This is a genomic window from Streptomyces sp. MMCC 100 (assembly GCF_041538145.2).
GTDB lineage: Bacteria > Actinomycetota > Actinomycetes > Streptomycetales > Streptomycetaceae > Streptomyces.
In genome coordinates, this window is the sequence record NZ_JBGORK020000001.1 from 5589367 (window position 1) to 5603143 (window position 13777).

General features: G+C 77.0%; 12 protein-coding genes. 7 read left to right on the forward strand and 5 right to left on the reverse strand.

Going from position 1 to position 13777, the window contains the following annotated elements:
* Window positions 1–172 precede the first annotated feature (172 nt).
* From ABS735_RS25970 to ABS735_RS25980, 3 genes are read left to right on the forward strand one after another with little or no spacing between them, the layout of a single operon-like run.
* Entirely contained in the window at window positions 173–652 is a 480-nt protein-coding gene (locus tag ABS735_RS25970) for an RNA polymerase sigma factor (protein WP_373903852.1), read from the forward strand.
* Window positions 649–1326 carry an Asp23/Gls24 family envelope stress response protein gene (locus tag ABS735_RS25975; protein WP_373903851.1) on the forward strand — a complete coding sequence of 226 codons (678 nt, stop codon included), beginning with the start codon at window positions 649–651 and terminating at the stop codon, window positions 1324–1326. Before ABS735_RS25970 ends, ABS735_RS25975 begins: the two co-directional genes overlap by 4 nt.
* Window positions 1323–1661 (forward strand): Asp23/Gls24 family envelope stress response protein, encoded by a 339-nt coding sequence (locus ABS735_RS25980; protein ID WP_373903850.1) that lies wholly within the window; start codon window positions 1323–1325, stop codon window positions 1659–1661. Before ABS735_RS25975 ends, ABS735_RS25980 begins: the two co-directional genes overlap by 4 nt.
* Window positions 1662–1748: 87 nt before the next feature.
* On the opposite strand, the gene ABS735_RS25985 is transcribed toward ABS735_RS25980, so the two are convergent.
* The gene (locus tag ABS735_RS25985) at window positions 1749–5612 is read right to left on the reverse strand and encodes an nSTAND1 domain-containing NTPase (protein ID WP_373903849.1); all 3864 of its coding nucleotides are present in this window, start codon (window positions 5610–5612) and stop codon (window positions 1749–1751) included.
* A 410-nt stretch (window positions 5613–6022) separates the two neighbouring features.
* On the opposite strand from ABS735_RS25985, the gene ABS735_RS25990 reads away from it, so the two are divergent.
* The 4 genes from ABS735_RS25990 to ABS735_RS26005 all read left to right on the forward strand — a co-directional run bounded on the left by ABS735_RS25990 (window position 6023) and on the right by ABS735_RS26005 (window position 9176).
* Entirely contained in the window at window positions 6023–6406 is a 384-nt protein-coding gene (locus ABS735_RS25990) for a hypothetical protein (protein ID WP_373903848.1), read from the forward strand.
* Window positions 6403–7764: a hypothetical protein gene (locus ABS735_RS25995; RefSeq protein WP_373903847.1), complete on the forward strand. Its 1362-nt coding sequence runs from the start codon at window positions 6403–6405 to the stop codon at window positions 7762–7764. Before ABS735_RS25990 ends, ABS735_RS25995 begins: the two co-directional genes overlap by 4 nt.
* An 87-nt stretch (window positions 7765–7851) precedes the next feature.
* Window positions 7852–8790, forward strand: coding sequence for a polysaccharide pyruvyl transferase family protein (locus ABS735_RS26000; RefSeq protein WP_373903846.1), 939 nt, complete (start codon window positions 7852–7854; stop codon window positions 8788–8790).
* A gap of 77 nt (window positions 8791–8867) precedes the next feature.
* Window positions 8868–9176 carry a DUF3040 domain-containing protein gene (locus ABS735_RS26005; protein WP_373903845.1) on the forward strand — a complete coding sequence of 103 codons (309 nt, stop codon included), beginning with the start codon at window positions 8868–8870 and terminating at the stop codon, window positions 9174–9176.
* A gap of 6 nt (window positions 9177–9182) precedes the next feature.
* Here ABS735_RS26005 and ABS735_RS26010 read toward each other — a convergent pair whose 3' ends face one another.
* The 4 genes from ABS735_RS26010 to rfaE2 form a co-directional block, all read right to left on the reverse strand.
* On the reverse strand, window positions 9183–10079 hold the full coding sequence (locus tag ABS735_RS26010; protein WP_373903844.1) for a glycosyltransferase family 2 protein: 897 nt from the start codon (window positions 10077–10079) through the stop codon (window positions 9183–9185).
* Window positions 10076–11029, reverse strand: coding sequence for a glycosyltransferase family 2 protein (locus tag ABS735_RS26015; protein ID WP_373903843.1), 954 nt, complete (start codon window positions 11027–11029; stop codon window positions 10076–10078). The genes ABS735_RS26010 and ABS735_RS26015 overlap by 4 nt, the downstream gene beginning before the upstream one ends.
* Entirely contained in the window at window positions 11026–12042 is a 1017-nt protein-coding gene (locus ABS735_RS26020; RefSeq protein ID WP_373903842.1) for a glycosyltransferase family 9 protein, read from the reverse strand. Before ABS735_RS26020 ends, ABS735_RS26015 begins: the two co-directional genes overlap by 4 nt.
* A 359-nt stretch (window positions 12043–12401) precedes the next feature.
* Window positions 12402–13772, reverse strand: coding sequence for a D-glycero-beta-D-manno-heptose 1-phosphate adenylyltransferase (gene rfaE2 / locus ABS735_RS26025; protein WP_373903841.1), 1371 nt, complete (start codon window positions 13770–13772; stop codon window positions 12402–12404).
* Between the last annotated feature and the right edge of the window lie 5 nt (window positions 13773–13777).

The following is a 13777-nucleotide window of genomic DNA, read 5'->3' on the forward strand; positions in this document are numbered from 1 at the left end:
CGTCATGGTGTCCTCCGTCAGCCGTGGTCGTTCGCTGCTCCGGGCGTCGGACACGAATGGCCGTCCGGCGTTACGCCGCTGCGGGACTTTCTCTTCTCCGTGTGCTTGCGTAACGCCGGGGACAGTCGGTGTGTCCGACGAAGGGAACGGTGTGGAGTGGAGAGGAGCGCGTGTGCCGGGTGACGACGGACTGCTCGCGGTGCGGGCCGCCGAGGGCGACGAGGACGCCTTCGAGGTGCTCGTGCGCCGGCACGCGGCGGGGCTGCTGCGGCTCGCGGCGAGCATGCTGGGCAGCTCGTCGGAGGCGGAGGACGCGGTGCAGGACGCGTTCGTCAGCGCGTGGCGCAGGCTCCCCGAGTTCCGCGGGCGGTCGGCCTTCGCCACCTGGGTGCACCGCATCGTCGTCAACCGGTGCCTGAACATGCTGCGTTCGCGGCGTCCCGTGGCCGGCCTCGACAGCGTGCCCGAACCCGGGGCGCTGGGCCGGCCGCTGTCCGAGCTCTCCCCGGAGCAGCGGGTGTGCTGGGTGCTCAGAGAGCTGGCGGGCCAGTCGTACGAGACGATCGCGGAGACGGTCGGGATCAGCCCGGAGGCTGCCCGCGGCCGGGTGTTCCGTGCACGACGCTGCCTGACGGAGGCGATGACCGCATGACCATGAACAGCGGCGCGGAGCTGCCCGGGTCCGCCACCGGAGGCGGATCCGGCGGTGCGGACGAGTGCGCCGACGACGAACGGCTGGCCTGCGGGCGGCTGCTGTCCGAGGTGTGGGAGTCCTGGGAGGACGGCGCGGACGATCCGGACCCGCACCTGCGCACCTGCCCGCACTGCTCGGCGGCCGTACGGCAGCTGGACCTGCTCGGCGTCACGGTGCGCGAGGTGGACGGCGGCCGGGAGCCGGAGTGGGACGCCGGGGCGCTGACCGAACGGGTCATGGACGTCGTACGGCTCGAGCCGCGGCCCGGCCGGCCGCTGCCGCTCGGGGAGCGCGAGGAGGACCTGTGGGTGCGGGAGGCGATGGCCGCCGACGCGTTGCGGGCCGCCGCCGAGACCGTGCCGGGGGTGCGGGCCGGCTCGTGCCGGATCCGGCCCGCCGAGTCCGGCGGATCCCCCTCACGGGGCCCTGTGAGCGTGCGGCTGGAGCTCGTCGTACCACTCGCGCCGCGGCTGCGCGACCTCGCGGAGGAGGTCCGGCGGCGGGTGCGCGGGGCGGCGGACGACGCCCTGGGACTGCCGGTGGACCACGTGGACGTCCACATCACCGACGTGACGGAAGAGGCCGGGGCGGCTCCGGACCCGGCCGGCGCGGACGAAGGGAACCAGCCGTGACCGCCGCCGCCACCGGCCGTGACGCACTCGCCGGCACCGTCGCGCGGGTCGCCTCCGGCGTCCCCGGCGTCGCCTTCCTGCGGCCGGGCCTCGTGGACCTGTTCCGCTCCTCCGCCCGCACCGCACCGCCGGCCGCCGCGGGGCGGACGCCCGGGGGCGTGCGGGTGAGCCGGGCCTCGGGGTCGGAGCCGTGGGAGGTGGACGTGCAGATCGTCGTCCGCCGCGACCACCATGCCCTGACCGTCGCCCGCGCGGTGCGCGACGCGGTGACCGCCGCACTCTCCGAGGCCGTGCCCGGCGCGCAGGTGACGGTGACCGTGACCAACGCGGTGTGAGCGGCCCACACAGTCCCAGCAGCCAACGGGTGTGAGCGGCCCACACCGTCTGAGCGGCCCCCACGCCCTGAGCGGCGGCCGGCGCGGTCAGCAGGTGGGCCGGTAGGGCAGCCTGGGCAGGAGTTCTCGCCAGCGGGCGGGGGTGAGGTCGCCGCCGGTGCGGTCGCAGACCCGGCTGAGCGCCCGGTGCGTGTCCAGCGTCCAGATCCTGGCGGTGAGGTCGTTGCCCGCCGAGGCCAGGGTGTCGCCGCCCGGCGCGAAGGCGACCGACGTGACGGTGTCCAGGTGGCCGGTGAGGGCGTTGCCGAAGGCCTCGGCGTGGGTGGGGTCGGCCACGTTCCACAGCCGCACCGCGTGGTCCTCACCGCCGCTGGCGAGGGTGCGGCCGTCCGGGGAGAAGGCCACGGAGGTGACGCCGCCGCGATGACCGGTCAGCTCGCCGCCCAGAGGGCGGGCCCGGCGGGGTTCGGTGACGTCCCAGAGCCGTACCGTGCGGTCCCGGCCGCCGGTGGCGAGGACCTGGCCCTTCGGCGCGAAGGCCACCGCGTTGACCCAGTCCCCGTGGGCGGTGATGGGCTGGCCGACGGGCCGGGGCCGGTCGCGGTCGTGCACGTCCCACAGCCGGGCCGTCTTGTCCTGGCTGCCGGTGGCGAGGGTGTGCCCGTCCGGGGAGAAGGCCACGGAGCCGACCCAGTCGGTGTGGCCGGTCAGGGGCGTGCCCACGGGGCGTACGTCGTCGGGGTCGCGCGCGTCCCACAGGCGGACCCGCCCGTCGACGCCGCCGGTGGCGAGGGTGCGGCCGTCCGGCGCGAAGGCAACGGTGAGGACGCCGCCGGGGTGGGCGTCCGGGACGGTGGCCGCGGGCTCGGGCCGTTCCGGGTCGGAGACGTCCCACAGCCGCAGGGTGCCGTCCTCGGCGCCGGACGCGACGGTGCGGCCGTCCGGCGCGAAGGCCGCGGTCAGGACGGGGGCCTCGTGGCCGGCGAGGGGCCGCGGCAGCGGGCGCGGGGCCCCCGGCCGGCCTACGTCCCAGAGCCGGACCAGGGCGTCGTCGGTGCTGGCGGCGGCGAGCAGCCTCCCTCCGGGGTCGTAGGCCACGGCCGTGAGCGGGTTGGTGAAGTCGGTCAGGACGCTGTCCGGCAGGTGCCACAGGCGGACGCCGTGGTCGGCGCCGGTGGTGGCGAGGGTGCGGCCGTCCGGGCCGTAGGCCAGGTCCCACAGGCCCTCGGTGTGCCCGGTCAGCGGTTCGCCGATCCGGTGCGGGTAGGCGGGGTCGGCCACGTTCCACAGGATGACGGTGTCGTCCTGCGCGGCGCTGGCCAGGGTGTGTCCGTCCGGGCTGAACTCCACCGACCACACGGCGGCGGTGTGCGCGGTCAGCGGTTCGCCCAGCGGGCGCAGGCCACCGGTGGCCGGCCCGCCGGTGGCCGACCGGTCCGCGCCCGCCCCGCCCGTGCCCGACACCTCCCACAGGCGCACCGTGTCGTCGTAGCCGGCGGTGGCGAGGGTGTCGCCGTCCGGGGAGAACGCCACCGACCAGACCGCCGCGTCGTGCGCGTGCCGGGGCTCGCCGAGCGGGGCGGGTCCGTCGGCGCCGTCCGGGCGCCACAGCCGTACGGTCCCGGTGTGCCCCGCGGTGGCCAGGGTGCGGCCGTCCGGGGAGAAGGCGACGTCCCGGACGCTGCGGGCGTCGGCGCGGGCCGGTGCGCCGATCGGTGTGGGCCGGGCCGGGTCGCTCAGGTCCCACAGGCGAAGGGTGCCGTCGTCACCGGCGGTGGCGAGGGTGTGGCCGTCGGGGGCGAAGGCCACGGAGGTGACGGACTTGCCCGCGTGGCTGACCAGGGGCTCGCCCAGGGGCCGGGGCCGGGCGCGGTCCCGGGTGTCCCACAGCCGGATGCCGCCCTCGTGCCCGGCCGCCACCAGCACGGTGCCGTCCGGCGCGTACGCCACCGCGCCCACCGGACTTCCGGCGATCCGCAGCGGCTCCCCGAGCTGTCTGCCGGATCCGGCCGTGTCCCACAGCCGTACGGTGCCGTCGTGGCCGCCGCTGGCAAGGGTGCGGCCGTCCGGGGCGAAGGCCACGGCGCTGCCGATGTCGTCGTGTCCGGGCAGCCGTGCGGACAGCACCCGGCCCGCGTCCGTGGTGAGCGCGGTGCGCAGTTCGGGGGTGGTGCGCATGCCGAGCGCGGCGACGTCGAGCCGGGCCGAGAGGGCGGCGTTGGTCTCGCGCAGCCGGTCGGCCTCCGCGGTGATCCGGCCGAAGACGGCGTCGTCCCGCTCGGCCTGGGCGGTGGCCCGCGCCCTGAGCGCGACGACGGCGGTGCCCGAGGCGAGCAGGACCAGCAGGGCGAGGACGGCAGACAGTCCGCGCCTGAGCCACACCGCGCGCCGCCGCCGGTGGATCGAGGCGGCCAGGAAGTCGCGCTCCACCGGGGTCAGTTCTCCCGGCGTGAGTTCCCCGCTCCGGCGGTCCCGCTCGAAGGCCTCGCGGGCGGCGGCCAGCCGCGAGCCCGCGTAGAGCGCGGCGTTCTCCCGGCCGAGAGTCAGCCAGGTGCGGGCGGCCGCGGAGAGCGCGCGGTGGACGCGGAGCCGGTCGCGTTCGGCGTCGATCCAGCCGCGCAGCCGCGGCCACGCCGTGATGAGGGCCTCGTGGGCGAGTTCGACGGTGCCGTCGTCGAGGGTGAGCAGCCGGGCGGCGACCAGCCGGTCCAGCACGGCGCGGGTGCCGTCGGGGTCGCCGAGGTCGAGTTCCGCGTGCTCGGCGGGGCGCCGGGTGTCGGGGGTGCCGTCGCCCGGGGCGACCAGCCGCAGCAGGATCCGGCGGGCCAGGTCGGCCTGGGGCTCGGTGAGTTCGCCGTACACCTCCTCGGCGGTGCGGACGACGGCGCCGCGCAGTCCCCCGGCCGCCTCGTAGCCGGTGACGGTCAGGGTGCGGCCGGTGCGGTGCCGCCAGGTCTCCAGCAACGCGTGCGACATCAGCGGCAGTCCGCCCGGAGCGTCCTCGACCTCGTCGAGCAGCCGTGCGGTCAGGGCGCGTTCGACGACCAGTGAGGCCGCGACGGCCGGCCGGACGACGGCCTCCCGCAGCTCCTCCCGGCTCATCGGACCGGCGAGCAGGGTCGCGTCCTGCAAGGCGGCGGTGAGGCCGGGGTGTTCCGCACAGCGCCCCAGGAAGTCGGCGCGTACGGCGACCACCACGCGCAGCCGGCCGCCGGCGGCGGGGACGCTTCCGGTGGCGGTTCCGGCGACGGTGGCGGTGAGGAGCCGGTCCACGAAGGCGTTCCGCTCGGCCGGGTCGGCGCAGAGGGTGTACAGCTCCTCGAACTGGTCGACGATCAGCCAGGTGTCCGCGTCCGTGTCCGGCACGGGGTCCAGGCGGTCCGCGTGGGTGGTCATCGGGGCGGCGCCCGGGGTGAGGACGCGTACGGCCGCCGGGGCGGCGGGTGCGTCGGCGCCGGCTTCCGCGGCGGGCGCGCGCAGGCGCGGGATCAGACCGGCCCGCAGCAGGGAGGACTTGCCGCTGCCCGAGGGGCCGAAGACGGCGGTGAAGCGGTGCCGGCGGGTCAGTCCGTCCAGGCGGTCCACCAGCCGGTCGCGGCCGAAGAACAGGGCGGCGTCGTCCGGTTCGTAGCGGGCCAGGCCCCGGTAGGGCGGGCGCGTCTCCTCGTCGGCGGTGGCGAGTGCGGCGGCCTCCGCGCTCGCCGCCCGCCAGCGCCGCTCCCACTCCCCCGGGTCGCCGCCGCAGACCTCGACATAGGCGAGGGTCACCGCCAGGGTGGGCAACTGCCGTCCGGCCGCCGCCTGCGACAGGGCGGTCACCGAGAACGGGACCTTGTCCGCCATCGTCCGGTACGTCGGGCGCCCCACCGACTCCCGCAGGGCACGGAGTTCGGCGGCGAACCGCTGCACCGGTCCGGCCGCGGGGTCGAGCCGTCGCTCCCGGCGTCCCACGCCGTTTCCGCCCATGTGTGCCCCGCCCCCGCCGCCGTCGCTCTCGGTCCCCGTCCGGGCGCCCACGGTAGGGATCCGCGGGAGCGGGCGGCAAGCGCCGGGGTGTTCGCCGGGGGCCGGCGCACGGGGAGTTCACGGTGTCTTCACGCGAGGTCCGCGGGTTCCGGCCCGCGCCGCGACGGGTTCCGCATTGTTCAGTGCCGCGTGCGGGCTGCTGAACAACGGTGCGGCGCGGTGGAATCGGTGGCCGGGGGAGTGCGGGGCGGCACGGCCGGCGGGCCCGTCGCGGTCGCGCCACCCCGCGCCCGTTCCGCCTGCGCCGAAGCAGGCACCCGCCCTGCCCTCAGAAGGCACCCGCACCGTCCGGAGCAGGGACACGTCCGAGGAAGGCAAGTGAGGGAAGTGATCCGATGACGACCGAGGCGATCCGTCGGCCGTGGAGCGTGACGCTGGCGGTGGTGCTGGTGATGCTGGGGACGCTGGTCGCGGCGACCACGGCGGCCGGCCCGCAGGGGGCGGCCGTCCTGGTACTGCTGCTGGTGGCGGTCTGCTTCTGGTTCGCGGTCCGGGCGGGCCGCGGCCGGCGGACCGCCCGGACCGCGGTGAGCTGTCTGACCGCGGCGATCCTCGTCGTCGCCGCGCCGTTCGCCCTCGACGACCCGCTGTACGGCGGCACCACGCTGCTGTTCGCCGCGCTGCTCGCCGTCCCGGGCGTGGTCCTGCTGTACCTGCCGGCCGCCGAGGCGTACGTGCGGGCCCGCAGCGGGGAGAGCGACGAGGAGTTGGGAGGATGACCGAGCCGCGCGAGCCCGATCCGCTCGCCGTGGCCGTCGCCAACGCCTCGCTGCTCGGGGCGGGTTACCTGATCCTGGGGCGCCGGGCGCTGTTCTGGGCCGCCGCGGTGGGCACGGCGTCGCTGCTGTGGCTGACGTACACGACCGCCGAGGCGTGGTGCGAGCTGCTCGTCGTGCTGTGGTGGGCGGCGGTCGTCGCGCACGGCTGGTGGCTGGCGCGGCGGCACCCGGCGGCGGGGCCACGGCGCGGACAGCGGGTGCTCGCGCTCGCCCTCACCGTGCCGGTGCTCGCGGCCGCCGGGTGGGTGCGGTTCGACGCGTACGGGATCGAGGACCGCGTCACCGACGCCCGCGCGGACGGGAGTTGCCGGGCGGCGGTGGACACCCAGGAGGGGGTGGGGTTCCGGCACCGGCTCCTCGCCGCGCCGGTGGCCGCCCGGGGCGACACGGTGGTGGAGGCGTGCGAGCGCCTGGACACGGCGGCGGGCTATCTGAGCGGCGGGCTGACCGGCGACCTGGACATGCTGGCGTCCGCTTTCGACCGGCTCGGCGCGGTGCTCGACGAGCCCGGCAACGAGCGGACGGTCGGGGCCACCCTGAAGCGCTACCTCGGGCGGCTGCCCACCGACGACGGCTGCCGGAACGTACGCATAGCGGACTGGCTGCGGGAGCGGAGGACCGGCCCGAAGGATCTGACCGGTCCCGCCTCCGCCACCTCGGCCCGGATCATCCCCGGGGCGCTCGTGGAGTGCGGTGACGCCCTCATGACCGACGAGGAGTGGGCGGACGCGCGGGACAGCTACCAGCGGCTGCTCGACGAGCATCCGGGGGACGGCCGGGCGGACGACGCCCGCGAGGGGATCAGGAAGGCGAGTCTGGCGATCGAACTGATCCAGGTCAGGAATCTGCTCGACGAGGCGGACAGCATGGACTCCGGATACTGCCGGAACCCGGCGAAGTACTCGGCGGCCCCCGCCTACCGCAAGGGCAGGAGCGGTGCCGTGTTCGTCGGTGACACCGAGTACACGGACAAGCTGCCGCAGGAGTGGCGGGCCGCCACGTCCGATGCCGCGCTGGTGGTGTGCACGGACGAGACGGAGGCGGGGGACACCGTCGAGACCTGCCAGTACCGGGACCACAAGGGCCACATCGGCAGTGTCACCTTCAACAAACTGGCGGTCCGGGTGAAGGCCTACGCGCTGCGGACCGGGAAGCTCGTGACCGACCGCACCGTGCAGATCGGCGGCGAGAGCTGCCCGGGCACCCTCGGATATTTCGGCTCGCTGCCGCCGGGGATGGCCGTCACGCCCTCGGACGCTGACGTGCGGGACGCCTTCGGGCCGGTGGTCGGGCGCTGACCGGACGCGGGTGGCCGTCGCCCCGGTGGTTGCCGGGGCGACGGCGGGGCACCCGGGGGCACTGTGTACGAACGGGACAGAATCCTGGTGACCGGCTGGTTCAGCTTCCTGCACGGGGAGGCGACGGCCGGGGACGTGCTGGCGCTGGCGCGGGTGGAGCAGGTGCTGCGGGACGCGGGGCTGGCGTACGACGTCGTGTGGAGCCCCGGGTTCCGCGCCGGCGGTACGCACTTCGCGGACGTGGACCCGGCGGCGTACTCCCGGCTGGTGTTCGTGTGCGGGCCGGTGCACGGGACGCAGATCGAGGAGTTGCACCGCCGGTTCGCGCACTGTGTGCGGATCGCCGTCGGCGTCTCCGTGGTCGACCCGGACTCCCCCGCCGTCACCGGCTTCCACCGGGTGCTGGCCCGGGACGCCGCCGGACGCGGTCCGGGACTGGACCTCGCGGCCCGTGCTCCGGCGCTCCCCGCGGTGCCCGTCGTCGGGGTGGTGCTCACCCACGGGCAGCACGAGTACGGGGGGCGGCGACGGCACGAGGAGGTCGCCGCCGTACTGACGCGCTGGCTGGCCGGCCGGGACTGTGCCCGGCTCGAGCTGGAGACCCGGCTCGACGCGCACGACTGGCGGCTGTGCGGCACGCCGGCCCAGCTGGAGGCCGTACTGTCCCGGCTCGATCTGGTCGTCACCGACCGGCTGCACGGGCTGGTCCTCGCGCTGCGGGCGGGGGTCCCCGCGCTGGCGGTGGATCCGGTCGAGGGCGGTGCGAAGGTGACGGCGCAGGCCCGCACCTGTGGCTGGCCGGCGCTGGTGCCCGCCGAGCACCTCGCGGAGACATCGGCGCAGGCACCGGCGCAGGGGCCGCTGGAGCGCTGGTGGGACTGGTGCCTGGCCGACGGGCGGGCGGAAGCGGCACGGATCGGCGCGCGGTTCCGGGCGGCGCACTCGGTGCCGGACTCGGTGCCGGACGCGGCGGACGGCCTGGTGGCGGCCTTGCGGGCGGCGTCGGCGGCCGGGGCGGGGCGATGACGGCCCGGGCGGGCGGTTAGTCACGCGGCGGCGCGGGCACTCGACGGTGGTCGGTCCGCCCCCCAGGAGGAGACATCGTGTCCATCGGCCGGCTCCCCGATCACGAGCAACGCATACTCGACGAGGTCGAACGGGCACTGCGCCGCGACCGCCGCCTCGACCGGCGCCTGCGCACGCTGCGGCTGCGCCGCTGCCCCGACCCCGCCCGCCTGGCGGCATACCGCCCGCGCACGCCGACCGTACTTCTGCTGCTCGCCGTGGCGGTGACGCTGATGGTCGTCGGCATCGTCACGTCCGCGCCCGGCGTGATCTGGGCGTTCGCCGGTGTGTGGCCGGTGACGCTGTTCGCGGTGTTCCGGCTGTTGTGCCGGTGGACGGAGGGCTAGGGGGTGTCAGCCGGTGTAGCTGCGCGCCGTCGAGTCGCGTTGGGCGGGTTCCAGTGACCGGAGCCGGGCCTCGACCTCCGGCGGCAGCACCCGGCGTTCGCGCAGCACCCAGGGCAGCGCGGCCATCGCCTCCGCGAAGGCGCGCAGGGACGCCGTGTCGCGGGGGACGGTGCGGGCCAGGTGGAGGGTGCGGCGCAGGGCGGGGCCGACCGGGCGGCGCAGCCAGGTGAACCACAGGGTGTTGCGGATGCCGTGCGCCCGCCGGACCGTCGAGTCCCGTACCCGGGACGGGTGGTGATGGATCGTCAGGTGGTCGGCGTACGTCAGCCACCAGCCGTTGGCGGCCAGGTCGGCGGCGAGCAGCTCTTCCTCACCCCCCAGCCACAGCCGTGGGTGGAAGCCGCCCGCGACGCGGAACGCGTCGGTGCGCAGGACGGTCGCGGCGGCCAGGAAGGAGCCGAGCGCCGGCCCCGGGAGCCAGTCGGGGCGGGGTACGGGCGAGTCGCGCAGTTCCTTGACGATCGGGTCCTCGGTGCCGTCCGGTTCGACCAGGATGCGGGCGGTGACCGAGCCGACCGCCGGGTACCGGTCGAGCAGGTCCGCGGCTGCGGACAGGGAGCCGGGCGCCCACCAGGAGTCGTCGTCGCAGAAGGCGACGTAGGGGGTGCGGACCTGACGGATCGCCAGGTTGCGGCCGACGGCGCCGAGGTTGCGGCCGGGGCGCAGGAGCCGTACGCCGGGGTGGTGGCGGGCGACGGCGGTGGCCGTGCCGTCGGTGGAGCCGTTGTCGGTGACGATCACCGCCGGCTGTTCGGGGAGTTCGGCGAGCCGGTCCAGGGTGCGCAGGAGTTCGGCGCACCGGTTGTGGGTGATGACGACGACGGTGGTCCGGGTGTCCGTCATGAGGCCGCTCCGTCGGCTGCGTAAGTCGTGTCGGCCCCGTCGAGGAGGCGGGCGGCCCGTTCCACGTGCGGGGGCAGGGGCCTGCGGGCGCGCAGGGCGGCGGGCAGGCGGGTGAGCGTCTCGCGCAGGGCGTGCCGGGCGTGCGGGTCGCGGCGGGCGTCGGCGGCGAGGGCACGGGTGCGGGCCAGCGCGTACGGGAGTGGGCGGCGCAGCCAGGCGGTGAGGAGTTCGTTGCGGCGTACGACGGCGGAGCGGCCGGTGCGGGGGCGCGGGTCCGGGTGGTGGTGGGCCACCACGTCGGGACAGTGGGTGACGCCCCAGCCGCGGGCCGCCAGGTCGTAGGCGAGGAGGGTCTCCTCGGCGCCGAAGAAGAGCAGCGGGTGGTAGCCGCCCGCGTCGAGGTAGGCCGTGCGGCGGGCCACGGCGGCGCAGCCGAGGAAGCCGAGCACCTGGGTGCCGGGGAGGTCGGTGGCCGTGCCGAGCGGGGAGTCGGCGAGCAGGTCGTTGAGGGGGTCGGCGGCGTCGCCGGGCCCGACGAGGGTGCGGGCGGAGAGCAGGCCGAGCCGGGGATGCTCGTCGAAGTGCCGGGCGGCGGCGCTCAGGGAGCCGGGCGCCCACCAGGAGTCGTCGTCGCTGAACGCGACGTACGGGGTGTCCAGGGCGCGGACCCCGTGGGTACGGGCGAGGGCGCCGCGGTTGAACGGCAGGGCGAGGACGCGGACCCGGGGGAAGTCGCGGGCCAGCATGGCGCGGGTGCCGTCGGTGGAGGCGTTGTCCACGACGAGGACCTCGGGCCGCTCGGGCAGGGCGAGCAGGTTCCGCACGGTGACGGCGAGGCTCGCGCAGCGGTTCCGGGTGGCGATGACGATGCCGACGGGGGCGGGTCGCGTGGGGTCCGGGTGGGGCCGTTCGCGGGTGGTCGTCGGGCCGTGGTGCGCGGCGTGGTTCATGGTCCCTCTTCCGGGGTGTGCGGGGCGTCGAGTGCGTCCAGCGCTTCGAGCACGGCGTCGGGGGTGATCCGCAGCAGCGCGGGGTCGGTCTCGTGGCCGTGCGGGTCGCCGTCCGGGCCCGGGTGCCACAGGGCGCGGTGACGGGGGTGGGGCGGCGGGCCCCAGCGGCTGGGCGGGACCGGGCCGAAGAGGGTGGCGGAGGGCGTGGCGTGGGCGACGGCGAGGTGGGCGATGCCGGTGTCGCCGCTGACGACGGCGCGGGCGCCGGCGACCAGGGCGGAGAGCCGGTCGTAGGGCAGGCCGCCGCCGAAGACGTCCGTGTCGGGCAGGTCGGCGAGCTTGGCCAGTCGGGCCACGAGGTCCGCCTCGTCCGCTCCCCCGGTGACCACGACCCGGCGCCCGCGTGCGCGCAGCGCCTCGGCGACGGCCGCGTACCGTTCCACGGGCCAGCAGCGGGAGGGTGCGCCGGCGCCGGGGTGCAGGACGACGGCGCCGGGGGCGGGGGACGGTGCGGCCGGGCGCGGCAGCCGCAGGTCGGCGGGGTCGGCGTCGATGCCGTACGCGCGCAGCAGTCGGCACCACCTCTCGCGTTCGTGCTCCTCGGCGTACCAGGGCGGGCCGTCCACCTCCGGGGTTTCGGGGTGCGCGAACGCCAGCAGTCTGCGCGGGCGCAGGCGGGTGAGGAGGCGGTGGCTGGGCGGCCCGTTGCCGTGCAGGTCGACGGCGACGTCGGGAGGGGGGCCGGTCCAGTCGAGGGTGCGCGGGACGGCTCGCCCGGGTTCGGCGGCGGGCAGCACCCGGTCCACGGCACCGGTCGCGGCGGCCACGGGGGCCAGCTCGGCGGGGCCGGCCAGCACCAGCTCGTGCCCGGGGTACGCCCGCCGCAGCGCCCGCAGGGCGGGCACCCCGGCCAGCAGGTCCCCGAGCCCGAGGGCACGCAGCACCAGTACGCGGGGCTGGTCCCCGCCCTCGTGGCGCGCCGCTTGTGAGCCGGCCCGTGCCGGGCGCACCACCCCTGCACCTGCGACCGGCGGGTGCACCGGGTCCCCGGTGACGGGTCCGCCGGCGGACCCCGGTGGCGGAGCGCCACCCGGCCCTCGGGACACCGTCGCACCCACCCCGGCCGCCCGGTCAGCCACGGACGCGGCGCCCGCGTCCGTACGTCCTCCCGGTCCGCAGCGGATCGCCCCCGCCGGCGTCCCCTCCCCCACCGCCACGCAGCCGGCCGCCCACCGCACGCCGGGGACGGCCCGCACCCCGGCCCCCGGCCCATGACCGGCCACCGGCGCCGAGCGCCGAGGCGGGTGGCCCGCGCGGGCCGGCGGGGCACCGAAGGGGAGGTGGGCGCGGGGTCGTTCCTGCGCGGGAGGCCTCATCGGGCCCCCTCCGCGGCGCGGGCCAGCAGGGCGGTGGAGGAGCGGCCGTCCAGGTAGGGCAGGAGGACCGCCTGGCCGCCCCACTCCTGGAGGAGCGCGGCCTCGGGGAGGTCGGCGCCGGCGTAGTCGCCGCCCTTGACCCAGACGTCGGGCCGCAGGTCGCCGAGGAGGCGTTCGGGGGTGTCCTCGTCGAAGACGGCGACCGCGTCGACGCAGGCGAGCGCGCGCAGGACGCGGACGCGGTCGGCGAGGGGGTTGACGGGGCGGCCACCGCCCTTGCGGCGCCGGACGGAGGCGTCGGAGTTGACGCAGACGACCAGGCAGTCGCCGAGCCGTCGGGCGGCCTGGAGGAGGCCCACGTGTCCGGCGTGCAGGAGGTCGAAGCAGCCGCCGGCGGCGACGACCGTGCCGTGTTCGGCGCGGATCCGGGCGGTCAGGGCACCGGGGTCGTCGGTGTCGGGCGGCGAGGCGGGGGCCTGGCCGGAGTCGGCCGGGGGCACGGCGGCCGCGCCGCCCGCCGCGACGAAGGCCGTGGCGGCGCTCACCGCGCCCTCGACGGCCTCCCCCACCAGCGCCCCGTCGGCGAGCAGCCCGGCCGCGGTGGCCGCGAACCGGTCCCCCGCGCCGCAGGAGTCGCCGTGGTGGGCGGCGGGCGCCGGGACGAGGAGGGGGTGCTCGCCGTAGGACAGGAGCGCGCCGCGCGAGCCGAGGGTCACCGTCACCGCGGCCGCCCGCCAGTCCCGTACGAGTGCGGCGGCGTTGAGCGCGGCGGCGCGCAGACCGCCGCCCGGGTGGCCCTGGTCCGTCGCGAAGCCGTGGGCCTCCTTCTCGGCCGGGGTCACCAGACGGGTGCCGGGGACCGGCGCGCCCCCGCGCGGGTGCGGGTCCCAGACCAGCGGCGGGCGCGCGGCGAGCACGTCGCGCAGGGCGTCCGCCGCGCCGCGGCCGTAGTCGGAGACCAGGACGGCCCGGGCGGAACGCAGCGCGTCACGGGCCTCGTCCGTGGCTTCGCGGACCCTACCGCCGCCCCGGTCGAGGCGGACGACGGGACGGTCCTGGGCGAGGACGCGGGTCTTCTCCGGCACCGTGCCGGTCAGGGGCAGGGGGATCAGTGTCAGCCAGGGGGCGAGCAGTTCGCGCAGGGCGAGCCCGGCCGGGTCGTCGCCGACGCCCGTGATGAGCGTGACCTCGCGGCCGTCGCGGGCGGCGAGGTACGCGGCGAGGGCGGCGCCACCGGGGCGGATCCGCTCGGCGCACTCCGAGACGACCGGGACCGGCGCGTCCGGTGCGAGCCGGTCGGCGGAGCCGGTCAGGTCGCGGTCGAGCAGTGCGTCGCCCACCACGACCAGCGGGGTCCTGTCAGTCATGCGTC